At 62.6% G+C, this 21,692-nt stretch carries 20 protein-coding genes; 12 read left to right on the forward strand and 8 right to left on the reverse strand.

Going from position 1 to position 21,692, the window contains the following annotated elements; all coding sequences use genetic code 11:
- Positions 1 to 29 precede the first annotated feature (29 nt).
- On the forward strand, positions 30 to 1,064 hold the full coding sequence (locus tag CDV46_RS24730) for a D-cysteine desulfhydrase family protein (protein ID WP_087725610.1): 1,035 nt from the start codon (positions 30 to 32) through the stop codon (positions 1,062 to 1,064).
- 48 nt (positions 1,065 to 1,112) lie between these two features.
- On the opposite strand, the gene CDV46_RS24735 is transcribed toward CDV46_RS24730, so the two are convergent.
- Both CDV46_RS24735 and CDV46_RS24740 read right to left on the reverse strand, forming a co-directional pair.
- Positions 1,113 to 1,766 (reverse strand): GntR family transcriptional regulator, encoded by a 654-nt coding sequence (locus CDV46_RS24735; protein ID WP_087725612.1) that lies wholly within the window; start codon positions 1,764 to 1,766, stop codon positions 1,113 to 1,115.
- A 65-nt stretch (positions 1,767 to 1,831) separates the two neighbouring features.
- Entirely contained in the window at positions 1,832 to 2,599 is a 768-nt protein-coding gene (locus CDV46_RS24740; protein ID WP_087725614.1) for an HpcH/HpaI aldolase family protein, read from the reverse strand.
- Positions 2,600 to 2,694: 95 nt separating this feature from the next.
- On the opposite strand from CDV46_RS24740, the gene CDV46_RS24745 reads away from it, so the two are divergent.
- Positions 2,695 to 3,570 carry a carbon-nitrogen hydrolase family protein gene (locus tag CDV46_RS24745; RefSeq protein ID WP_087725615.1) on the forward strand — a complete coding sequence of 292 codons (876 nt, stop codon included), beginning with the start codon at positions 2,695 to 2,697 and terminating at the stop codon, positions 3,568 to 3,570.
- Positions 3,567 to 4,460, forward strand: coding sequence for a proline iminopeptidase-family hydrolase (locus CDV46_RS24750; protein ID WP_087725617.1), 894 nt, complete (start codon positions 3,567 to 3,569; stop codon positions 4,458 to 4,460). Before CDV46_RS24745 ends, CDV46_RS24750 begins: the two co-directional genes overlap by 4 nt.
- 77 nt (positions 4,461 to 4,537) lie before the next feature.
- Here the strand turns inward: CDV46_RS24750 and CDV46_RS24755 are convergent, their stop codons facing one another.
- Entirely contained in the window at positions 4,538 to 5,347 is an 810-nt protein-coding gene (locus CDV46_RS24755; RefSeq protein ID WP_087725619.1) for a hydrolase, read from the reverse strand.
- A gap of 235 nt (positions 5,348 to 5,582) precedes the next feature.
- Between CDV46_RS24755 and CDV46_RS24760 the strand changes: the two genes are divergently transcribed.
- The 4 genes from CDV46_RS24760 (at position 5,583) to CDV46_RS24775 (ending at position 10,892) form a co-directional block, all read left to right on the forward strand.
- Positions 5,583 to 6,758 carry an ABC transporter substrate-binding protein gene (locus CDV46_RS24760; RefSeq protein WP_176399183.1) on the forward strand — a complete coding sequence of 392 codons (1,176 nt, stop codon included), beginning with the start codon at positions 5,583 to 5,585 and terminating at the stop codon, positions 6,756 to 6,758.
- A 2-nt stretch (positions 6,759 to 6,760) separates the two neighbouring features.
- Complete coding sequence (locus CDV46_RS24765) at positions 6,761 to 8,476, forward strand: ABC transporter permease (protein WP_087725624.1); 1,716 nt, start codon at positions 6,761 to 6,763, stop codon at positions 8,474 to 8,476.
- A gap of 1 nt (position 8,477) precedes the next feature.
- On the forward strand, positions 8,478 to 9,563 hold the full coding sequence (locus CDV46_RS24770; protein ID WP_176399184.1) for an ABC transporter ATP-binding protein: 1,086 nt from the start codon (positions 8,478 to 8,480) through the stop codon (positions 9,561 to 9,563).
- A 225-nt stretch (positions 9,564 to 9,788) separates the two neighbouring features.
- Positions 9,789 to 10,892 carry a porin gene (locus CDV46_RS24775; protein ID WP_087687640.1) on the forward strand — a complete coding sequence of 368 codons (1,104 nt, stop codon included), beginning with the start codon at positions 9,789 to 9,791 and terminating at the stop codon, positions 10,890 to 10,892.
- Positions 10,893 to 10,956: 64 nt separating this feature from the next.
- Here CDV46_RS24775 and CDV46_RS24780 read toward each other — a convergent pair whose 3' ends face one another.
- Positions 10,957 to 11,352: a RidA family protein gene (locus tag CDV46_RS24780; RefSeq protein WP_087725626.1), complete on the reverse strand. Its 396-nt coding sequence runs from the start codon at positions 11,350 to 11,352 to the stop codon at positions 10,957 to 10,959.
- Between the two features lie 165 nt (positions 11,353 to 11,517).
- Here CDV46_RS24780 and CDV46_RS24785 point away from each other — a divergent pair, with 165 nt between their 5' ends.
- Both CDV46_RS24785 and CDV46_RS27590 read left to right on the forward strand, forming a co-directional pair.
- A complete protein-coding gene (locus CDV46_RS24785) occupies positions 11,518 to 12,447 on the forward strand; it encodes a LysR family transcriptional regulator (protein ID WP_087687638.1) in 930 nt (309 codons plus the stop codon).
- Positions 12,448 to 12,701: 254 nt separating this feature from the next.
- The gene (locus CDV46_RS27590) at positions 12,702 to 14,336 is read left to right on the forward strand and encodes a methyl-accepting chemotaxis protein (protein ID WP_087687637.1); all 1,635 of its coding nucleotides are present in this window, start codon (positions 12,702 to 12,704) and stop codon (positions 14,334 to 14,336) included.
- A gap of 51 nt (positions 14,337 to 14,387) precedes the next feature.
- Here the strand turns inward: CDV46_RS27590 and CDV46_RS24795 are convergent, their stop codons facing one another.
- The 3 genes from CDV46_RS24795 to CDV46_RS24805 all read right to left on the reverse strand — a co-directional run bounded on the left by CDV46_RS24795 (position 14,388) and on the right by CDV46_RS24805 (position 18,251).
- Positions 14,388 to 16,595 (reverse strand): putative bifunctional diguanylate cyclase/phosphodiesterase, encoded by a 2,208-nt coding sequence (locus tag CDV46_RS24795; RefSeq protein ID WP_087725628.1) that lies wholly within the window; start codon positions 16,593 to 16,595, stop codon positions 14,388 to 14,390.
- A 333-nt stretch (positions 16,596 to 16,928) separates the two neighbouring features.
- On the reverse strand, positions 16,929 to 17,498 hold the full coding sequence (locus tag CDV46_RS24800; protein ID WP_087725630.1) for an isochorismatase family cysteine hydrolase: 570 nt from the start codon (positions 17,496 to 17,498) through the stop codon (positions 16,929 to 16,931).
- 135 nt (positions 17,499 to 17,633) lie between these two features.
- Positions 17,634 to 18,251, reverse strand: coding sequence for a nitroreductase family protein (locus CDV46_RS24805; RefSeq protein ID WP_058378587.1), 618 nt, complete (start codon positions 18,249 to 18,251; stop codon positions 17,634 to 17,636).
- Positions 18,252 to 18,495: 244 nt separating this feature from the next.
- Between CDV46_RS24805 and CDV46_RS24810 the strand changes: the two genes are divergently transcribed.
- On the forward strand, positions 18,496 to 18,897 hold the full coding sequence (locus tag CDV46_RS24810; RefSeq protein ID WP_087725632.1) for a carboxymuconolactone decarboxylase family protein: 402 nt from the start codon (positions 18,496 to 18,498) through the stop codon (positions 18,895 to 18,897).
- Positions 18,898 to 18,901: 4 nt separating this feature from the next.
- On the opposite strand, the gene CDV46_RS24815 is transcribed toward CDV46_RS24810, so the two are convergent.
- Positions 18,902 to 20,137 (reverse strand): NADH:flavin oxidoreductase/NADH oxidase family protein, encoded by a 1,236-nt coding sequence (locus tag CDV46_RS24815; protein ID WP_087725634.1) that lies wholly within the window; start codon positions 20,135 to 20,137, stop codon positions 18,902 to 18,904.
- 78 nt (positions 20,138 to 20,215) lie between these two features.
- On the opposite strand from CDV46_RS24815, the gene CDV46_RS24820 reads away from it, so the two are divergent.
- Positions 20,216 to 20,665, forward strand: coding sequence for a MerR family transcriptional regulator (locus CDV46_RS24820; protein ID WP_087726085.1), 450 nt, complete (start codon positions 20,216 to 20,218; stop codon positions 20,663 to 20,665).
- Between the two features lie 141 nt (positions 20,666 to 20,806).
- Positions 20,807 to 21,676 (forward strand): slipin family protein, encoded by an 870-nt coding sequence (locus CDV46_RS24825; protein WP_087687631.1) that lies wholly within the window; start codon positions 20,807 to 20,809, stop codon positions 21,674 to 21,676.
- The last annotated feature ends 16 nt before the right edge of the window (positions 21,677 to 21,692 follow it).

Below are 21,692 nucleotides of genomic sequence, written 5' to 3' on the forward strand. Positions count from 1 at the left end.
CGAGGGTGCCGCCGGACCACGGAGACAACATGATCAACACAAGCTCGCAAATCGCCAGCCACTTTCCTACCGTTCCATTGATCGAGGGACCGACGCCGATCCGGCGCTTGTCCCGGCTCGAAAGCCAGTGCGGCGCGGACCGGCAGGACATCGCCATCTACGTGAAGCGTGACGATCTGGGCGAGATCGGCGGCGGGGGCAACAAGCTGCGGAAACTGGAACTCCTGTTGGGCGCAGCGCTGGCAGACGGCGCAGATACCGTCATTACGATTGGCGGCATTCAGTCCAACCATGCGCGGCTCACAGCGGCCGCCTGTGCGCGACATGGTCTTGCCTGCGAACTGATGCTGGCGGACATGGTGCCCCGGCATGACGTGGCTTATCGCAACAACGGCAACGTCATGCTGGATGATCTTTTCGGCGCGAAGGTGCATCGCCTTGCGCCGAACGTCGATGCGCTCGCGGCGGCGCAGGACCGTGCGGTGGCGTTACGTGAGCAAGGGCGGCGGGCGATGGTGGTCCCGTCAGGTGGCTCGTCGCCGCTAGGTGCGCTGGGCTATGTTCGCTGCGCACTGGAAGTGATTGAGCAGGAATCGGTCCTCGGGACGACGTTCGATCGCGTGGTCGTGCCGAACGGAAGCTCGGGCACGCAGGCGGGGTTGGTCGCTGGGTTTCATTCGGCAGGGCGGGGCGCGCAGACGGTCAACGCGTATTCGGTTTTGGCAGATCGAGACGCGACACATGCGCGCACGGTGCAATTGGCCGGGGAGACGCTGGCGCTGTTGGGGCATTCGGCATCCGCCCTCTCAGTGGACGATGTAGTGATCGACGGTGCGCACCGTGGCGCGGCCTACGGCATTCCGACGCAGGGGATGCTCGACGTCGTGCGCTTGCTGGCGCGCAGCGAAGGGCTGCTGCTGGATCCGGTCTACTCCGGCAAAGCCTTTGCCGGACTGCTCGCCGATATTCGTGCCGGGGCGGTGCCCGCGGGCACTAGCGTGCTTTACGTGATGACGGGGGGCACGCCGGGATTGTTCGCCTATCGGGAAGCGTTTGCCGGGTAAGTGACAGTGAAGGGGCGCGCGAGTGCGGCCCTTTTCACTTCAATCACCTCACTCTGTTGTTGCCGACGTCGAGAAAGCACGCCATTGGTTCAGGTGGCGATAGACGACGGCGCACAGGCCTTCGGCGTCGCGTTTGCGCAGCGTGTCGAGCATGGCGATGTGATCGGCATTGCTCGCGCGCAGCGAGGCGACGGTGTCCCACGTTCCCGTGCGTCCCGGAATACCGCGCTCGCGGTTCTGACGGATTTCTTCGGCAAGCAACGTGTTGCCTGCCATGGCGTAGAACGCCTCGTGCAGGCGGAAGTTGATGACGCGCAGTTCCTCGCGGCTGCCCACCTCGACGGCCGTGTCGAACTGCGCGACCAGAACGCCAAAGCTGTCGATTTGCTCCGGAGTGGCGCGCACGACGATCAAGCGGCACGCCGCCAATTCCATGATGGTGCGGACTTCATAGAGCTGGTCACGTTGAATCGACGAATGGCTCGCAATGCGATAACCGCGGTTCTGAATGTGTTCCAGCAGGCCGCGCACCGCCAGCTCGTTGAGTGCCATGCGCACTTCGAAGCGATTGGCCCCGTACCGCTGCTCGACATCCGTTTGCTTGAGCCAGTCGCCGGGCGAGTACTTGCCTGCGAAAAGGTCGCTCCGGATCTCGCGGCTGAGATCGTTGAGGGAATCAAATGTGAGCGGGGTCGTTTCCATTCGCCTTTAGTAGCCAATTTTGTTCGCGGATTATAGCATCGGGCCGATGCCGTTCCGATGTCGGTTTAAACGTTTTGGTGTGCCAACAACGTGGCACCTTGGCGCAGAAATCCGACGTCACAGCCCAGCGTGACAAAAGCGTGCCCACGGGCGTACGCGTGCGCCGCCAACTCGTTCGGGCGCAATGCCAAACCCAGACAGGCGCCACTCGCGCGCACCTGTCGCTCCACCGTGTCGATGGCAGCCTGCACCGCGGCACTCGCCATGTCGCTGCCGCAGCCGAGACTCTCGGCGAGATCGAGCGGGCCGACGAAGATCATGTCGAATACCTTCTCGGCGAGGATCTCGGGCAGGGCGTCGACGCCACGGAGGCTTTCGATCATGCCGATCAACAACAATTCCTGCTTTGCCCGAGCGCGATAGTCGGCGGCTTGCCCACCCCATGCCGCCGCGCGAGACACGGTGTAATGCGCTCCCCGTGTGCCGTCCGGCGGATACCACGCCGCGTTCGCCAACGCACGCGCTTGTGCCGCCGATTCCACGTTCGGCAGTAGCAGGCCTTCGACCCCGGCGTCGAGCAATGGCTTGATCACATGGGCGTCATGGGCGGGCACTCTCGCGAGTACCGTGCTCGCCCCGGCAGCCCGAATAGCGCGGATCTGTTCAACGGTGGTCTGAACGTGTCCGGCCGTATGTTCGTGATCGATGATGAGCGCGTCGTAGCCCAACGTGCCGAGAATCTCGGCGGTGTCCGCGCTGGGGACGAAAAGCCACGCGCCCGCACACGGGTGTCCTTCGGACAGGCGCTGCTTCAAGCGGTTGGAGCGAAACATGAGGGATTCCTTGAAGAAGATAAATAGTAGCCAAAATAGTAGCCTTTAACAATTCGCTCGTCTATCCTTGGAAATTCCTCACACCGGAGATTTCCATGTCTGTGCTTTCCTCTGCGCTCTCGACTCCCCCTGGCGGCCCGGTCGCCGAGCGCCTGCGCGTTGCCTGCGTGCAGGTTTGCGCCCGCAATGACGTGAAAGAGAACGTTGCCGATACCCTTGCGTGGATTCGTCAGGCAGCGCTCGGCGGCGCGCAACTCATAGCGCTGCCCGAAGCGGTCGACTATCTCGATGCCGACTTTCAGCGCACGCGGGACTACGCCCGGGTGCCGTCCGAGCATTTCGCGCTGGCGGCTTACAAGGCCGCGGCGCTCGATCTCGGCTGCTGGATTCTCGTGGGGTCGATCACGACGCGCCACACCGATGGCGAACTCGTCAATCGCAGCATGCTGATTTCGCCGCAGGGCGAGGTGGTGTGCCATTACGACAAGATCCATCTCTTCGATGCACTGCCGGGGTCGTCGAGTTTTACCGAATCCAACCTGTATAAACGCGGCGCCCGTGCGCAGCTTTGGGACGGTCCGTGGGGCCGTCTGGGGTTCTCGATCTGCTATGACGTGCGCTTTGCGCAGTTGTATCGGGCGCTTGCGCAGGCAGGGGCCAACCTGATCGCGGTGCCGGCGGCCTTCATGAAAATCACGGGAGAAGCGCACTGGCACACGCTGCTTCGCGCGCGGGCCATCGAGACCGGCTGTTATGTCATCGCGCCGGCGCAATGCGGGCATCACTATGGCGGGCGGTATAGCTACGGGCACTCGTTGATCGTTGACCCGTGGGGCGAAATTCTGGCCGATGGCGGCCTTGCGCCGGGCATCGTGATGGCCGACATCGATCCGGCGCGGGTCGATTGGGCGCGCACGAGTATTCCGAGTCTCGGGCAAGACCGTAGTTTCGATGTGCAGGTGGGTGCATGACGCAGCCATTCGAAACGGTGCGCGTGCGCCTTACCGAGGGGTATGACGTTCAGGCTTACGTTTGCGGCGATGTGTCTGCCGCTGGCGCGCGCATATTGTTCGGCCTGAACGGCGGACCGGGCCTGCCCAGCGAGTATCTGCGCGAAGGCCATGCGTGGTTAGCCGACGAGGGATTTGCGCTGGTTTTCTACGACCAGTTGGGCTGCGGCGCGTCGGATCGTCCGGACGATGAACAATTGTGGACGTTGGCCCGCTATGTGGAAGAAGTCGAACAAGTGCGCGCGGCGCTGGGCATTCAGAGGTTCCACCTGTTAGGGCATTCGTGGGGCACGTGGCTTGGCACCGAGTACTGCCTGACGTATCCCGAACGCGTCGCCAGCTATATCGTTGCCGACGGGGCCTGCGACATCCCGCATCTGCGCACGGAACTGGAGCGCCTACGCGCAGCGCTCGGTGCGGAAACGGTCGCGATGATGCGGCATCACGAGGCAGCGGGCACGCTGACCCATCCTGAATACGCCGCCGCGTTGACCCTCCTGAACTATCGCCACGTGTGCCGGCTGCCCGTCTGGCCTGAGGCACTGACGCGTTCGCTGGCGCAGTGGAACGAAGGCCCATACCGCACGATGCAGGGGCCGAACGAGTTCACCTATACCGGCAATATGCGCGAGTGGAACCGGGTGCCGGACATGCACGGCATCACGGCGCCGGCGCTGGTGATCTGCGGCGCGTTCGACGAACTGACGCCGGCGTGTTCGCGCGCGATGTATGAGGCGATGCCGAATGCGCAGCTGGAAGTGCTGGAAGAGGCGTCGCACATGCCTTTCTACGAAACCCCCGAGGTGTACCGCCACGTGGTCGGTACGTTTCTGAAGGCGCAGCGGGAGTAAGCATATCGGGGCCGTCGATTGACGGCCCCTTCGGTCTTTGCCGGAAGGGGCCGTGAAGCGAGGCCTCGATGCGTGTGTCAGCGCGAGACCGTGGCGAAGAATGCCTGCGCCGCGTCGACCAGTGGTTCCATTTCATGGCGCACGCCGGGCAGCGCTTCGTATCGCGTGTCGACGCCGAGCGCGACCATCGCGTCGTACAGGTGGCGCAGTCGTTCGACGCGTGTCTTGCCGAGCGCATCGGCACCCGGCATCCAGTAAGGATGCGAAGGACTCTGAATCATGCCCTGCGGGTTGGTGTCGTCGGCGCCGACGACCAGATGCATGACGATGCTTTTGAGCGCGGCCCAGTCAACGGGCCGGCCGAAGCGTTTTTCAAAATCCTGCAAGCCGATCCACCACGGATGCTCCGCATCGGGCAACGTGATCCCGCCGGGCGCTGCAATCGACGCAGCCCGCACGCGCGAGGCGTGCCCATACAGAAAGCGATGGGCGAAATGCGCGCCACCGGAAAACCCGAACACGAGCATGCGATCCGCCGACACGTCGTAGGCATAGGCCACCTCGTCGATCATGTCTTTGGCGATGAGGTCGTAGCGAAGGTCGCCCTGCGCCAGATATTTGTAGGCATCGATGTTGTCGTCGCCCGTCATGCCCGCAGGGAACAACGGCGCCAGCACGATGCAATTGTCGCGCTCGGCAAAGTCGGCAAATCGATCGCGCAGCCGCTGGTTAGCGCGCTCGGTGCCGTGCACGGCGAGCAAGATCCGGCAGCGCGGCCGCGCCGGGTCGGCATAGCCGCGCGGCACATACAGGCAGTATGAAAAGCGCGGGTCCAGGCGGCACGAGAACGACATCGTCGGCCCGACGTGATATGGCGTGATCTTCACGAACGGTGATCCTTTCCGAGGGAGGGTGAAGGAAAAACAGGGCAGCGTCGCCGAAGCATGGCCATACGCGTCGTCACGTATTAGGGATACCCCGGGGTCGCATCGCTTATTGAACGGTTGTGAGTGTATCTCAAATTGGCTACTATTTGCATCAAGGTGATCTTGCGGTGAAATGGCAGGGTCTCGAAGTTCTGGGATGTTCTGGAATTTGGCTGGCAATCGATTGGAGGAGCAGTTGAAAGCGAATAACGAAGGTAAGAACGGCACGGCGCCGGAAGGGCTTGTGCAGGAGGCAATGCCCGATGTCACGCGGCGCCGTCTGTTGGCGGCAGGCATGGTGGGCGTGGCGGGCACGGTCAGCGGATTCGGCTGGGTGGGCACCGGCACGGCATTTGCAGCACCGGCCGCCCCCGATCTGGAGACGAAGGCGCGCAGCGAGCAGGGCGTGCTGATTTACTCGAATTTGTCGAATGCCAACATGGCGCCGTTCCTCGCCGGATTGCGCGCGAAGTATCCGTGGCTCAAGGTCGATGCGCTGCATCTGGGACCGGCCGAGGTGTTCGAGCGCTATTACAGCGAGTCGTCGGTCGGACGCCGTAGCGCCGACCTGATCATCACGGCCGCGCCGGATGCCTGGCTGCGCTTTCATGAGAAAGACGGCATCGAGCCGTACAACGTGCCTGACGCGGGCGCATTGCCCGCGTGGAGCAAGCCGCTGCCCGGGCTCTACACGTTCTCGACCGATCCGCTGGTGATGGTCTACAACAAGCTGCTGTTGCCGCCGGACAAGCGTCCCCAGTCCATGGCCGATCTCGCACGCCTGAGCCAGCAATTCCCGGGGTTGTTCAATCGCAAGATCACCACGTACGACGCTGCCAAGCATGCGTTCGCCTACGTGTTGCAATGGACCTATGCTCGCGAGCGCGGCTGGCCGGCGCTGGAAGGCGTAGCCCGTGCCACGCAACTGGAGAGCAGCGGGGCGACGATGATCGAGAAGGTGACCACCGGCGAGTACTCGGCGGTGTACTTCGCATCAGGCGCCACCTTCTTCGAACGGTTGCGGCAGGAAAAGCGCGGCGACATTCTCGGCTGGAACCTGATCAAGGACGGCACACCGCTCATGCCGCGCGGCATGGCGATCACGCGACGCTCGCAAAGCAAGGCGTCCGCGAGTCTGGTGATGAACTGGCTGCTGTCGCACGACGGGCAGGTGAGCATTGCGAACGGCGGCCTCGTGCCGTACCGCAGCGACGTCAAGCCGAATGAAGTGCCCGTGATTACCTACGCGCAGATCGTCGAGCAACTGGGGGCGAAGAACGTCATCCAGATTGGCTACCCGCCCGAGATGTTGCGTGAGCAGCCGGCCTTCATCGCCAAGTGGCAAGCCACGTTTACCGGCGGGAGGAAGTGAGCATGGCATCGCTCGCCAATGTGTTGCCGGAAGGCAGCGCACGCCGTCGCGTCGACCCCGAGCGCTGGGTGCCGCGATTCGTGTTTGTCGCCGTCTTGTTGCTCGTGGCAACGCCGCTGTGCCTGATCGTCTATCAATCGCTGATCGACCGCCCGTTGTACGACGGGCACGGCGTGCTGACTTCGCAGAACTACAGTGGGTTGCTGACCAGCCGCGCATTTCTTGAGGCGGCGGCCAACTCGTTCTATCTAGCGGTCGTGTCGACGATAGTCGCCACGGTCGTGGGCGTGCTAGGCGCGTTCTGTTTTACGCGGCTCGAACTGCCCGGCCAGCGCTGGCTGCGCGGCGTGATGTCGCTGCCTGTCTATTTGTCGCAGCTTGTGTTGGCGTTCGGCTGGTATGTGCTGTACGGGCCGTCGGGCTATGTGACATTGGCTGTGCAGCGCTGGCTGTCAGATACGCCATGGAATCTGTACTCGATTCTCGGCATGGGCGTGCTGGCCGGGGTGTCGCAGGCGCCATACGTCACGGTGCTGTGTTCAAGCGCGTTGTCGCTCTCTAACGGGTCGCTGGAAGATGCCGCCCGCACTACGGGGGCGAAGCCGTGGCGCGTAATGACCACGATCACGTTGCCGCTCATGCGTCCGTCGATCTTCTACAGCGCGCTGCTGGCGTTCGTGGGCGGGCTGGAGCTGTTGTCGATTCCGCTGATCTTCGGCGCACCGTCGAATCTGGAGTTCTTCACCACGTTCCTGTACCGCGAAGCGCTGGGCCAGACGTCCCCAAATTACGGCATGTTGGGCGCGGCGGCGGTCTACATGCTGATCTGTGTGGCGCTGCTGGTCATCGTGCAGCAACGCATGCTCGGCAACACGCAGCGCTTTGTCACCTTGCGCGGCAAAGCGCAGCGTCACCGGGCAACGCGCGTGGGCGGCTGGCGTTTCGTGATCGCGATGCTGTGGTGGCTGTACCTCGCCATCAGCGTGCTGTTGCCGATTGCCGGGCTGGTGGCACGCTCTGCCGTGCAGTTCCTGAGTCCGTTGGTGTCGCCGCTGGATTATCTGACGGCGTCGAACTACCAGCAGCTCTTCACGCAGTCGGAATACTGGCACGCCATCACCAACAGCCTTTTCGTGGCCGGCATCGGCGCGGCATTGGCGACGGCGTTCGTGGCACTGGTGGTGCTTTGTGTGCAGCGCTCGAACTTCCGCTGGCGCCGGTCGCTGGAAGTGTTGTGTCTGGCGCCGCGCGCCGTGCCCGGCATCGTGGTGGGCATCGGTTTCCTCTGGCTCACCTTGTGGCTGCCCGGCATGGGCGTGCTCTACGGCACCCTGTGGCTGCTCATCATCGCGTTTTCGATGCGCAACCTGCCGACGGCATTCGCCGCGATGGCGCCCACGTTCATGCAGATCGGTCGCGAACTCGATCAGGCCTCGCGCGCCTGCGGGGCGACGTGGTGGCAGACCAGCCGCAACATCGTGCTGCCGCTGGGGCGCCGCGCGATGGCCAGTAGTTATCTGTTGCTGTTCGTGAGTTTTCTGAAGGAGTACGCCGCTGCCGTGTTTCTGGTCGCGCCGACGAGTCAGGTCATCGGCCCGACCATGTTGCGGCTGTGGACCAATGGCGATTTCGGACCGGTGGCGGCGCTGTCGATCGTGCAACTGTTGCTGACCTTGGCGCTGGTAATGGTCGCCAAGGCGCTTGGAAAGGGTAAATAACATGGCTGCATTGCAAATCGACTCGTTGTGCAAGCGTCACGGCGATGTCGACATTCTGAAGAACGTTTCGCTGGAAGTTCGCGATGGCGAATTCCTGACGCTGCTCGGCCCCAGCGGCTGCGGCAAGTCCACCACGTTGTTCTCGATTGCCGGGCTTGAAACACCGACGAGCGGGCGCATCACGCTTGGCTCAGTGCGGCTTTTCGATCGCGACGAGAACATCGAGCTTGCCCCGGAGGCACGCAATTGCGGTCTTGTCTTTCAGTCGTACGCGCTTTGGCCTCACATGACCGTGCGGGAGAACGTGGCGTATCCGTTGCGCTTACGCGGGGTGCGCAAGGCCGTGCTCGATCAGAAAGTGGACGACGCGCTCGGGCTGGTCGAAATGCTGCCGTTGGCCCAGCGCTATCCGCACGAACTTTCCGGCGGGCAGCAGCAACGCGTCGCACTGGCCCGCACGCTGGTCTACGAGCCGACGTTGTTGCTGTTGGACGAGCCGCTCTCTAATCTCGATTCGACGTTGCGACTGCGCGCGCGCGGCTGGTTGCGTGAATTGCAGCGCCGGCTGCGGATCACGACCGTGTATGTGACGCACGATCAGGACGAAGCGCTCTCGTTGAGCGACCGCATCGCCGTCATGAGCGCGGGCCGGATCGTGCAGATCGGTACGCCGCGCGATATCTATCAAGCCCCGCGCAACCCGTTTGTGGCGGACTTTGTCGGGCACAGCAACCTGCTGTCGTGCACCGTCGAGTCGGTCGGTGTTGCGGGCGACCGGACCGTGCGCTTGGCTGACGGGCAGTTGTTGCGCGCGCAGACCGGCGCGGTGGCACTGGGCAGTGCGGCACAAATCGCGATCCGGGCCGATCACGTGGAGATCGTCGATACGAACGACGCGCTGCCGAACGTGATTCGCGGCAACGTGCTGCAACGCGACTTTCTTGGCACGCACATGGAGTATCTCGTCGCCATCGGCGGGGCCGAGGTGCGTGTGCGCGCGGCGCGCGAGATTCAGGCAGACAGGGTCTGGCTGCACTTGCCGCAGGACCGCTGCATGCTTTTCGATGCACCGGCCGTGCCTGCCTAGTGGGCACGGACGTGATCTCGCAACCGAAATTCGCGCTTGCCGCCAGCGATGGCGACAGGCGCGGGTAGGGTAGGGGTAGTTGTTTTGGCAGTAGGTGCCGCATGCCTTCGCTCCCGACATCAGGGCGCCCTGTCGGGGGCGTTGGCAGGCGCATTTCTCTTCTCGCTCGTGACCCGTGGTGTTTGCACGGCGATCGATTGTTTTTATCAATTAGGACTGCGTATTATGAAAAAAAGAAGTATCGCGGCTGGCGCTCTGCTCACATTCAGCGGGTATGCGGCGGCGCAGAGTCAGGTGACGATCTACGGGATTCTGGACAACGGCGTGAACTACACGACGAATCAGGGCGGGTCACACAATGTTCAGGTGGCGGGCGGCGCGCTTAACGGCAACCGCTGGGGACTGCGGGGCACGGAGGATCTGGGCGGCGGGCTGCAAGCGATCTTCCGTCTGGAGAACGGGTTCGACATCACTAACGGCAAGCTCGCCAACAACAGCCGGGAGTTCGGCCGGCAGGCGTTCGTCGGGCTGTCCGGTGACTTCGGCTCGGTCACGATCGGCCGGCATTACGACTCGCTGGGCACCTTCCTCGGGCCGCTGGCATCGAGCAACAAGCTGGTCGGTTTCATGAGCTCTCACCCGGGCGATGCCGATAACGTCGATTCGACCGCCCGTGTGAACAACTCGGTGCGCTTTAACAGCGCCGACTACAAGGGCTTCACGTTTGGTGGCGTGTACAGCTTCGGCGGCGTGGCCGGGTCCTACCGCACGAATCAGATCTACAGCTTGGGGGCCAGCTATCTGCGCGGGCCGCTGCATCTGGGCTTCGGTTACCTGAATGCACAGAACCCGCTCACGTCGATGTACGACGGCAGCATGACGAGCCCTGTCACTAGTGGCTATTCGAACGCGAAGTCGTTGCAGGTGATCGGGGCCGGGGGCTCGTACCAGTTGGGGCCGGTCAAGTTGGGACTGCTCTACACGAACACGCAGTTCAAGGACGTCAGCTTCTCGAGCACGACGCCGTTCAGGGGCACGGCGAAGATGAACAACTACGAGCTGAACGCCCAGTACACGTGGTCGCCTGCGGTCGTGATCTCCGGGGCCTACACGTACACGCGTGCCGAAAACGCGCGGTATCAGCAACTGAGTGCCGTGTACGACTACTTCCTGTCGAAACGCACGGACGTCTACGCCCTGGCGATTTACCAACGCGCCACCGGCCGGGATTCGACGGCCGGGCCTGCGGTTGCGCAGATCTATGGCGTGGCAGCGTCGTCGAGCAATGGGCAAGGGCTGCTGCGTGTTGGTGTGCGTCACCGCTTCTGAGTGCGCGTGTGACTCGTGGCGGCACCTTTGACTCTTGAGATCACGGGTGCCGTCCCGCGGGTCATCAATTTGCGGGCAACTTCGCGATTACCTTGATTTCGAACTGAAAGCCGTACAGCCACGTCACGCCCACGGCGGTCAGTGTCGGGTGGGGCGCCTCGCCCCAGTACTCGGGCACGATTTTCCACACGCGCTCGAACGTCGCCGCCGGGTCGACCATGAACACCGTCACGTCGACCACGTCGTCGAAGGTGCAGCCGGCCGCTTTCAAGATGGCGTTGAGATTATCGAAAGCACGGCGTACCTGCGCTTCGAGATCGGGCTCCGGCGACCCGTCTTCCCGGCTGCCGACCTGTCCGGAGACGAACAGGAAACCGTCGGCGCGAATCGCCGGGGAGTAACGGTTGCGGTCATACAGGGCCTGACGGCCGGCAGGAAATACCACGTCACGAATCGTCATTCATCCACTCCATCGATGGGCCGCAGGCGGCCCGGGTTATGTGATGAAGGCACTCTAAGCGGGCAGGCGAACGCGATAAACGGGCAACTGTATCCTTCACTGTTTGTAAAATGCAAACAATCGAAAGTCCCGAATATCTCGATCCCGATCGCTCAGGAGGTGCCTTTGGACCGATTCGACGCCATGCAGGCGTTTGTGCGTGTGGTGGAGGCGGGCAGTTTCACCAAGGCCGCCGAGACGCTGCACATGAGCAAGACCAGCGTGACGCAACTGGTCCAGCAACTGGAAGCGCGGTTGCGCGTGAAGCTGCTCAACCGGACCACGCGCAAGGTCAACGTCACCGCCGACGGCGCGGCCTATTACGACCGTGTGGTGCGGTTGCTGGCGGATATGGACGACGCGGAGACCAGTCTGTCCGATGCGTCGACGCTGCCACGCGGACGTTTGCGTGTCGATGTGCCGAGCCCCTTTGCCAGCCTGATTCTGATGCCCGCGCTGCCGGCGTTTTACGCGCGCTATCCCGACATTCAACTCGATATGGGCGTGAGCGACCGGATGGTCGATCTGATCGGAGAGAACGTCGATTGTGTGGTGCGCGGTGGCGAATTAACCGACCAGTCGTTGATGGCGCGCCATGTTGGCGACTTGCGGCTGGGGGTTTATGCCGCACCGGACTATCTCGCGCGCGCCGGTGCGCCGCTTCACCCGAGTGATCTGGAAGACTCGCACCATCGGATCGTCGGCTTCCGCTGGTCGCGCATCGGCAAGCCGCTGCCTTATGCCATGCACCGAGGTGCCGAGCAGGTCAATGTGCATGGCAAATACGCGTTGGCGGTGGATGACGGCAATGCCTATCTGGCCGCCGGATTGGCGGGCATGGGGGTGTTGTGGCTGCCGGAATACATGGCGAGGGATGCGGTGGCGCGAGGGGTGCTAGCGCCTCTTTTCGAGGACTGGACGCTGGAGTCCATGCCGATGTACGTCGCGTTTGCACCCAATCGGCACGTCAGCGCCAAGCTTCGGGTGTTCATCGACTGGATCGTCGAGGTAATGGAGACCCATGGGATGGCGCCGGTCAGGACGGTGCGAGTTTGACGACTCCACCCCCGAAATAAGGAGGTTTGTACCGTAACCGGCTGTTTTCTCAAGTTTTTTACGTTTTCGCCGTTGGAGCCCTTAGGGGCCTTTGCGGCCCTTTGACCCGTCATGTCAGCGCGGCGACGAGGCCGTCTCCGGGCTAGCCCAGACAACAATGACACGCGTGCGTTTGTCACGCATTTCGGGCAGCATGACGGGCGGCGGATTCCGGGGTCGGATACCGCCATTCCGAAAGAAAGGCGAAAGCGCAAATGTTGAAGAATTGGACGATTCGGTGGCGGTTACGGTTGGCTGTGGCGGGGCTCGCCACGCTGGTCGTGGTGGTGGGCGGCCTGACACTCGCGGGGTTGCGCGAGACGGTCGGCAGTCTGCGAGAGGTCTACAACAAGGAACTGGCCAGTACCCGGTTGCTCGGCGAGGCGGAAATTCAGATTGGCCGCGCCCGCGCGGTGGTGCTCAGAGCACCGCAGGCACCCACGGCCGATCTGAAGTCCGACGACATCAAGAAGGGCACGACCTACTGGGGCGAGTCGGAGAAGGCATGGCAGGCGTATCTGGCCTTGCCGGCTGACGCTGACGAGCAGCGGCTGGCCGCGCAGGTGACCAGTGCCCGACAGGCGCTGAAAGACGCATTCACGTTGGTGCAGAACGGCATCTCGGCCGGTCAGACCGATGTGTATTACGAGCAGGCGGCGGTCCTCGGCAAGCGCTATACGTCTTACGTGAATGCCAATGAAGCGCTCAAGCAACTTTACGACGCGCGAGCAAAGACGAGCTTCGAGTCGGCCGAGTCGGCCTACGACCGCCAACTGGTGCTGACGCTGTGCGCCATCGGGTTCGCGATCATCGCGGCATTCCTGACGGCGCGTGCCTTGAATCGGGCGATTACGCGACCGCTCGACGACGTGCTCGAACACTTTCAGGAAATCGCGGACGGCAATCTGCGCCGGGCGGTCCAAATCACGTCGACCGACGAAATGGGGCGGCTGCTTGAGGCGCTTGCCGCCATGAAGGCGCAGCTCGGCGATACGGTCGCACGCGTGCGCAAGAGTGGCGAGGCGATTGCCGCAAGCGCTCGCGAGATCGCGGCGGGCAATCTCGATCTGTCGTCGCGCACGGAGCAGCAGGCCGCGTCGCTCGAAGAGACGGCCGCGAGCATGGAGCAACTCACCGGTACCGTGCGTCAGAACATGGAGCACGCGCATCAGGCGAATCAGTTGGCGCGTCAGGCCAGCGAGCAGACGAGCGCGGGTGACAGCGCGATGGCGCAGGTGACCGACACAATGCGCCAGATCGACGCCGGTTCGGCCAAGATCCGGGAAATCATTGCGCTGATTGACGGCATCGCCTTCCAGACGAACATCCTCGCACTCAACGCGGCGGTGGAAGCGGCGCGGGCGGGTGAGCAGGGTCGGGGTTTTGCTGTGGTGGCTAACGAGGTGCGGACGTTGGCACAGCGTTCGGCGAGCGCGGCACGCGATATCAAGACGTTGATCGAGACGTCGGCCGAACGCTCCGCCGCAGGCAGCCGCATCGTCGGCGAGGCGGGGGCAGCGATGCAGGAGATCGCCGGCAGCGTTCGCCGGGTGACCGACATCATGGCGGAGATTTCTGCCGCGTCGGAAGAACAGACGACGGGAATTGATCAGGTGGCACGCGCGGTCACGCAGATGGACGAAGTCACGCAGCAGAACGCCGCGCTGGTCGAGCAGGCATCGGCGGCCGCGCAATCGCTTGCGGAACAGGCGGAATCGCTAAAGCAGGCCGTGGCGGTGTTCCAGTTGGCGCAGTCCGACGAGCCGCACATGGGCCGCTTCGATTCGCTTGGGCAAGGTGGTGCGAGTGCTGCTGCGGCGCGCGGGCGGTTGCATTCGGTGGTTTCTTGAGTTGATGCGGGGTGATGCGTCGCTGCATGTGCGCATCACCCTTGTCACTCGCTACGCGCGGTTCAAATTCCACTCGCCCCAGCCGCGACTCCGCCCGATGTTGAACATGGCGCCGAACTCCGAGGCCGGCATCGGTTTTCCGAACAAGTAGCCCTGTCCTTCATCGCAGCCAAGCTGGCGCAAATTGTCTCGTTGCTCGGCTGTCTCGACACCTTCTGCTGTGGTTCTCAGATCGAAGCTTCGCGTCATGTCCACGAGCGCGCGCACGACTGACGCGTCTCGCTGCGACTCGACCATCGCCTGCACGAACGAGCGGTCGATCTTGATGCGGCTGAGCGGATAGCGCCTCAGCAGGCTGATCGACGCGTAGCCGGTGCCGAAATCGTCAAAAGCAATGCCGACGCCATAGTCGCGCAAACGTTGCAACGCATCGAGCACCACGTCGTCATCGAGCACGATGCTTTCGGTCACTTCGAGTTCTAGCGCCTGCGGTGGCAGGCCATGCCGGTTGAGCACCGCGATCACCTCGTCGACGACGCTCCCGATGCGGAACTGCAAACCAAACAGATTCACGCCGATCCGGAAGGCCGGCGCCCCATGACGGCGCCAAAAGGCAGCCTGTGAACACGCCTCGTCGAGGACCCACGCCCCCACGGCAGCCGCTAAAGGCCCCCGTTCCAGCGCAGGAAGAAACGCCGCCGGGGACAGCAATCCGCGCTGTGGATGCCGCCAACGAATGAGCGCTTCCGCACCGGTCAGCGAGCCATCCGCAAAGTCCACCTGCGGCTGATAGAACAACACGAACTCGCCGTCGTTGACGGCGCGGTGCAGCTCGATGTTATACACACGGCGCTCGACCGCTTCCATGCGCAAGGATTCGACGAACACGAACACCTGACTCGGCCCGTGATGCTTGGCCCTCGACAGCGCGAGATCCGCGTTGCTGATCAGGCTCAGGGCCTCATGCGCGTGTTGCGGCGAGACGGCGATGCCACAACATGCGGTCACGCGAACGTCGAAACCCTCGATCACCATCGGCTCGGCGATGGCCGCCGCTGCGGCATCCGCAAAGAGACGCGCGTCCGCTGTCTTCGTCACGCCCGGCAGCAACAGGGCGAACTCGTCTGCGCCGATGCGCGCTACGGTGTCGTCTGGCCGGGCGAGGGCCGTCAGTCGTCGCGAGACTTCACAAAGGATGCCGTCACCGACTTCATGCCCCAAGGTGTCGTTGACGTCCTTGAATCCGTCGAGATCGATAATCACCACCGCTGCGCCTGTCATGGACGCTGACGTGATTTCCGTATTGCGGTAGAAGCTTGCGCGGTTCGCCACCCCGGTAAGCACGTCGGTGCTGGCAAGTCGTTTGAGCGCGTCCTTCTCGTCGCGCAGTGCGCTCAGATCGTGCACGTGGGCATTGAACGTCAGGACGCCGTTTTCGTGCCAGCAGAACAGCGATGCGCTCAGCAGAAACTCGGCGCCGTCGCGGCGCAGTCCATACACCACAGACGGCATCGTGACGCCGTCGACCGAGCCTGCCGCCACCACTTGTGCGATCCGGTCGCGTAACGAGGGCCGGCCATGTTCGGGCACGAGCGTCTCGAGCGTGAGGCCCGGGCCATCGGCGACGTCGTAGCCATAGAGGGTGGCAGCCGCCAGATTCCACTCGAGAATCTTGCCGCTTTCGTCAAAACGGATCATCGCCGTCGGCGAACGGCGCTCGGGTTCCGCGAAAGTGCGCCGGTCGCGCTCGACGAATAGCTCGACGCGCCGCAGCTCCAGCCGGTCGGACGCCATCCTCGCCAGTTCGCGCAGGCGTTCGCCGTCGACGGCGGAGAAGTTGTGATTCGGTTTGGTGTCGATGACGCACAGGGCGCCAAGCGCATGGCCGCCGACGGACATGAGCGGCACGCCCGCATAGAAGCGCACTTGAGAGGGACCGGTGACGAGCGGGTTGTCGTGGAAGCGGTCGTCGCGGCTTGCGTCGGGCACGATCAGCACCGCATCCTCGAGAATGGCATGGGCGCAGAACGAGGCATCGCGGCTCATGTCGACATCGCCGCCTGCAAACCCGGCCGCCGCGGCAAAGAACACGTGATCGTTGCCGACCATGTTGACCGCCGCCACCGGCACGTCAAACATGTGCGCAGCGATACGCACGACGACATCAAGGCTGGGCAGCGGACGGTCACTACCCAGTCCGTATTCAGCCAAAGCAGCGAGTCTCTCGGTTTCCATCGGCAATACAGGGGGACACTTCATCAGTGGTCTCCTCGCCTGAAAGCGGCTTTATCGACAAAACTTGGGGTGTATATGCATGCGTTCAGACACGAAACGTCCCGGTCTTAATGCCGGTGAGGTACGTTCGAGCAAAGGAAGCCCCGTTAATGATGCTTTTCACTATATCGATCGGGATAGTCATCCGGTCGAAATCGGATAATTCGTTTCCGATTAGGCGGATTATAGTGCCAAGACAATTTCTTTTGCATCTGTGCTGATTCGGTATGCGAACCGTATTGCAATGCGATGTTGCGCTACGGCATTCCATACTGTTGTTTGAATCGTGATGATATTAATAACCAATATCAATGTGGCTTACGCAAGCCACGCTAAGGCATCGGGGAGCGACAGCACGTGAGTTCGCGATTCGAATGCGGTCGAGAACAGGTGATCGTGCACGACTTGATCGGGGTCGTAACAGCAGTCTTTCACGGTGAGTAACCGGAAGTCCGCATCGCTTGCATAGGCAATCGATGACAGCATGACTCCGGTCGATGCGATGCCGACCATGATCAGGGTGTCGATTCCTTTGGCGCAGAGGCGTACTTCAAGATCGGTGCCGTGGAACACGCTGGCACGATGCGCAATGATCTGCGGTTCATTGGCCTGCTGGCCCAGTTCCGGTGAAATCCGATCTTCCACGAAAAGCCCTAATTGCTTGATGCCTTGTCCGTTCTTGTTCAACGGACTGACTTCCGGATAGCCGGGGCTAAAGTGAATTTTGGCGAAATAGAGCGCGACACCTTTCGCGCGGGCAGCGTCACATAGCTTGCGCGTATTCGAGAGCAGGGTGGGGGCGACAGAAGGGAATAACGCCAGAATGTCGGTCTGATAATGCATGACCACTAGCGCGGTTTTCTCGGGAAGAATGTCCGGCATCGGCATAGTCGCGTTGGGCGCTTTGCATGCGCCTTGCAAGGAATGATGCGCGACTTTAGCACGCCGGTTATGGCTTCGGCGACGAGGGCGGAATGTAAAACGGGCGCCGAAGCGCCCGTCTATGTTGTTAATCCCGGTTGATCAAATCGAGAGGCGTCCCAGCCATTCGCGCACGTGGTCCGCGCGCTCGGCGCGCGGGTTGACTTCGGCGTCGGCGGGCGGCGAGCCAACGAACAGGAAACCCAGAATCTTTTCATTCGGCTCGAAATCGAGCACTTGATGCAGGTCGGCGTCATAAGCATCGGGGCCGGTCGCCCAGAAGCCGCCGTAGCCGAGAATGTGCAGCGCATTGAGCATGTTCATGGTCGCGGCACCGACCGACAGCAGTTGCTCGCCTTCCGGCACGCTCGTCTGCGTCGAGACGGACGCCGCGATCACGATGATTGCCGGCGCCGCGAATGCCTTGCGACGACGTTGCTCGTGAGTCTCTGCCGGGGCATCAGGATTGCGCTTGGCAGCGATCTCGACCAGTGCCTGGCCCAGATCCTCACGCGCCTCGTCGCGCACGATGACAAAGCGCCACGGACGCAGGCGGCCATGGTCGGGCGCGCGCAACGCCGCATCGAAAACCAGATTCAGTTCCACATCGTTCGGTGCCGGTTCGACCAGCGGCCAGTGCGACTGGCGCGAGAGCAAGGCATCGAGCGCCAGCTGACGCGATGCGGTAACCGGGGCGGCAAAATCGGTGGACGTACCCATCAAGAACTCTCCAGAAACAGATGAGCCATCATCCCCGATTCTTCTCCAAAAAGCAAAATGATTCTCATTTGCGATTATGTCTTGCGTTTATGGCAAGACCGCCTGCGCGGGGGATCTGCGGGGAGCGTGCCGGAATGAGGCGCGGTGGAGCGTGGCAGGCGTCAGGCAAGTTAGCTGGCCGGATGTCCGGCGCAAAAGCTTGTAATCTAGCGCTTTGCCCAGCCGCCAACTGAAAGGCCTATCCATGAGCCAAGCCCCTGTCGAGTACGCCAACGCCACGCCGGAAGTCAAGGCGGTCTTTGACGACATCATGACGACGCGCGGTGTCCCCGACGTCAACAACTTCTGGAAATTCATCGCCCAACACCCGCCCACGCTGGCCCGCACGTGGGACAGCATCAAGGATGTGATGGCACCGGGGGCGCTCGACCCGCTGATCAAGGAATTGATCTACGTTGCCGTGAGCGTGACGAACAACTGCGGGTACTGCGTGGCCAGCCATACCGCCGCCGCCCGGCGCGCGGGCATGACAGACGAAATGTTCGGCGAGTTGCTGGCGGTGGTCGGCATGGCCAACGAGACCAATCGGCTGGCGGTCGGCTACCGGGTGCCCATCGACCCGGCATTCGAGCTGCCAGCCAAGTAACGCGTCATCGCGCGGCGCTTCGTTCCATCCACTGGCGATAGCGCCGCGTCTGACATGCCGTTGCGATCTGCTGCAAGATCAAGGCCCTGAGTGGCGACACGTCGGGTTTCGTCGTGCGCCCGGCGCTCAACCGGTTGAGCTGGAATTTGACGACGGCCATGTTGGCCAGCGAGCCGAGTGTCTTGCTCTTCCACGTGATCGGTCGCAGGTTCGGCTCGCTATGCTTGCCATCGCGCCAATGACGGGGCAGCGCAGGGTCGATGGACAAGGCCGTGGCAATGCCGACCATCGCCACGCCGGAATCGATTACCCGCTCGGCCACGGTGCGGCGCCGCACGCCCCCCGTCACCATCAGCGGCATGCGTGCCACGGCCGTGATATCTCGTGCAAATTCCAGAAAATAGGCTTCGCGGGCCAACGTACGCCCGTCGCGCGCTTGCCCCTGCATGGCAGGCGCTTCATAACTTCCCCCAGACAGTTCGACCAGATCGACACCCAGCGGGTTGAGCAACTCGACCACACGCTTGGCGTCGTCCGCGCTGAAGCCGCCGCGTTGAAAATCTGCCGAATTCAGTTTCACTGCTACCGCGAAGCCCGGTGACACCACTTGTCGAACCGCCCGCACGACGTCGATCAGCAAGCGGGCACGGTTCTCCAGGCTGCCGCCCCAGCCGTCCTGACGCTTGTTGGTCAGTGGCGAGAGAAACTGGCTGAGCAAATAACCGTGCGCCGCATGAATCTGCACACCGTTGAAGCCAGCCCGCTCGGCAAGCTCGGCGCTGCGAACAAAACGGGCCTGCACGTCAGCAATGTCGGCCGGGGTCAATTCTCTGGGCACGGCGAAGCGCTTGGACAGCGAGCCGAGATCCAGCGCGACTGCCGACGGGGCGACCGTCGGCTGCCCAAGTGCCGATTGCATCTGCCTGCCCGGATGGTTGAGTTGCATCCAGATTTGCGCACCCTGCGCGCGCGCCGTGTCCGCCCAGCGGCGAAAGCGCTCAAGGTGAGCGTCGTCTTGCAGTACGACGCCATTGGGACCGGTCATGGCTTGCGCGTCGATCATGACGTTGCCCGTCAGGATCAAGCCCGCGCCGCCGCGCGCCCACGCGTCATAAAGGCGCAACAGCGCGTCGGATGGCGCGTGGTCGGCGTCGGCCATGTTTTCTTCCATGGCGGCCTTGGCCAGCCGGTTCGGAATCGTGGTGCCGTTGGGCAAGGTAAGGGGAGTGAAGAGCTTCATCGCGTCGCTTCCTCAGTTGACGATGAGGGGACGATAACCTTAAAGTAAGCTTTAATGTCAAGTGCCCGGAGACGGATGATGAAGATTGGTGAACTGGCGAAAGTCAGCGGCTTGGCGGCGTCGAAGATCCGCTTTTACGAAGCCGAGGGGCTGCTGCCCGACGCGCAACGGCAGGCCAACGGCTACCGCGACTACGGCGACGATGCCCTGACAAGGCTCGATATCATTCGCCGCGCCCAGAATGCCGGTTTTTCGCTCGACGAGATTCGTGCGATTTTGCCGCCCGATCTCAGCGCATGGCCGCACGACGTACTGCTCGAAGTGCTACGCCGCAAGGTCGGCGAGATCGAGCAACTGGAACAGAGCTTAGCGCAGAGCAAACACAACATTTCGGCGCTGATCGACGCGATCGAGCAGCGTGGGGAAGGCGAGGGATGTGGGGAGGCGGCGCAGCGCGTGCTGACATCGCTGCGCAACACCCCGGTGGAACCACCGCTCAAGAACGGGCGGGCACGCAAGCGGGCCTGAGCTGCCTGCGGGTGCACTTATGCCAACGCTATCGAAGCCGCGACCTATGATGAATTGGGAGCTGGTTTTGCAACGGTTTCCGTTTCGCGGGTGAACCGATACCAATTCTGATGACGAGACGCCCGCAGGAGGCGTTTCTTCATGAATCCGATCACATCATTTCTCGTACTGGTCCTGCTGCTGATGGGCGCGGTGGCCGGTGTGTATGTCAGCCCCTATCTGGCGGCATGTTTCGTCGTCGCGGCCATGCTGCTCGCGTCGACATTGAAGATGGCCAACGCGTGGCAGAAGTTCGTCATTTTGCGTGCCGGCAAACTCCAGAGCGTGAAGGGGCCCGGGCTGTTCATGATTCTGCCGGTTGTCGATAACGTGACCGCCATCATCGATACCCGCATTCAAACCACGGCGTTCAACGCGGAACAGGCGCTGACGAAAGACACGGTGCCGGTGAACGTCGACGCCATCATCTTCTGGCATGTGCACGACGCCGAGCGGGCGGCGCTCGCCATTACGGATTACCGGCAGGCAATCGACCGGGTCGCGCAGACGTCGCTGCGCGAGATGATCGGTGCGTCGATGCTGTCGTCGCTGCTCTCGGACAGAAAAGCCTCGGACGAGCAGTTGCGTGCCGATATCAGCGCTAAGACAGCGGCGTGGGGGATTGCGGTGATTTCGGTGGAAGTACGGGACGTCGCGATTCCCGTGGCGCTTCAGGACGCGATGTCCAGACAGGCGCAGGCCGAGCGGGAGAAGCAGGCTCGCATGATTCTCGGGTCGGCGGAAGCGGTCATTGCGGCGCGATTTGTCGAAGCCGCGACGATCTACGAAGGCCATCCGCAGGCTTTGCAGTTGCGGGCGATGAACATCATCTACGAGACGACCAAGGAGCGTGGGGCTACCATCCTGATGCCGTCATCGATGGTCGACAGCATGAATCCGGCAGTGCTGGCCTTCGCGGTGGGCAGTACCGATCCGTCCACGACGGCGCCGACGCTGAAGACGGCGGCTTGAACGTTGGATGTGATGA

Source organism: Pandoraea sp. PE-S2T-3 (genome assembly GCF_002179965.1).
In the GTDB taxonomy this organism is placed as follows: Bacteria; Pseudomonadota; Gammaproteobacteria; order Burkholderiales; family Burkholderiaceae; genus Pandoraea.

Excerpts from the sequence above, each read along its gene's own strand:
- CDV46_RS24730 (WP_087725610.1), top strand. The coding sequence starts at position 30 with ATGATCAACACAAGCTCGCAAATCGCCAGCCACTTTCCTACCGTTCCA.
- CDV46_RS24735 (WP_087725612.1), bottom strand. The coding sequence starts at position 1,766 with ATGGAAACGACCCCGCTCACATTTGATTCCCTCAACGATCTCAGCCGC.
- CDV46_RS24740 (WP_087725614.1), bottom strand. The coding sequence starts at position 2,599 with ATGTTTCGCTCCAACCGCTTGAAGCAGCGCCTGTCCGAAGGACACCCG.
- CDV46_RS24745 (WP_087725615.1), top strand. The coding sequence starts at position 2,695 with ATGTCTGTGCTTTCCTCTGCGCTCTCGACTCCCCCTGGCGGCCCGGTC.
- CDV46_RS24750 (WP_087725617.1), top strand. The coding sequence starts at position 3,567 with ATGACGCAGCCATTCGAAACGGTGCGCGTGCGCCTTACCGAGGGGTAT.
- CDV46_RS24765 (WP_087725624.1), top strand. The coding sequence starts at position 6,761 with ATGGCATCGCTCGCCAATGTGTTGCCGGAAGGCAGCGCACGCCGTCGC.
- CDV46_RS24770 (WP_176399184.1), top strand. The coding sequence starts at position 8,478 with ATGGCTGCATTGCAAATCGACTCGTTGTGCAAGCGTCACGGCGATGTC.
- CDV46_RS24775 (WP_087687640.1), top strand. The coding sequence starts at position 9,789 with ATGAAAAAAAGAAGTATCGCGGCTGGCGCTCTGCTCACATTCAGCGGG.
- CDV46_RS24780 (WP_087725626.1), bottom strand. The coding sequence starts at position 11,352 with ATGACGATTCGTGACGTGGTATTTCCTGCCGGCCGTCAGGCCCTGTAT.
- CDV46_RS27590 (WP_087687637.1), top strand. The coding sequence starts at position 12,702 with ATGTTGAAGAATTGGACGATTCGGTGGCGGTTACGGTTGGCTGTGGCG.
- CDV46_RS24795 (WP_087725628.1), bottom strand. The coding sequence starts at position 16,595 with ATGAAGTGTCCCCCTGTATTGCCGATGGAAACCGAGAGACTCGCTGCT.
- CDV46_RS24800 (WP_087725630.1), bottom strand. The coding sequence starts at position 17,498 with ATGCCGATGCCGGACATTCTTCCCGAGAAAACCGCGCTAGTGGTCATG.
- CDV46_RS24805 (WP_058378587.1), bottom strand. The coding sequence starts at position 18,251 with ATGGGTACGTCCACCGATTTTGCCGCCCCGGTTACCGCATCGCGTCAG.
- CDV46_RS24810 (WP_087725632.1), top strand. The coding sequence starts at position 18,496 with ATGAGCCAAGCCCCTGTCGAGTACGCCAACGCCACGCCGGAAGTCAAG.
- CDV46_RS24815 (WP_087725634.1), bottom strand. The coding sequence starts at position 20,137 with ATGAAGCTCTTCACTCCCCTTACCTTGCCCAACGGCACCACGATTCCG.
- CDV46_RS24820 (WP_087726085.1), top strand. The coding sequence starts at position 20,216 with ATGAAGATTGGTGAACTGGCGAAAGTCAGCGGCTTGGCGGCGTCGAAG.
- CDV46_RS24825 (WP_087687631.1), top strand. The coding sequence starts at position 20,807 with ATGAATCCGATCACATCATTTCTCGTACTGGTCCTGCTGCTGATGGGC.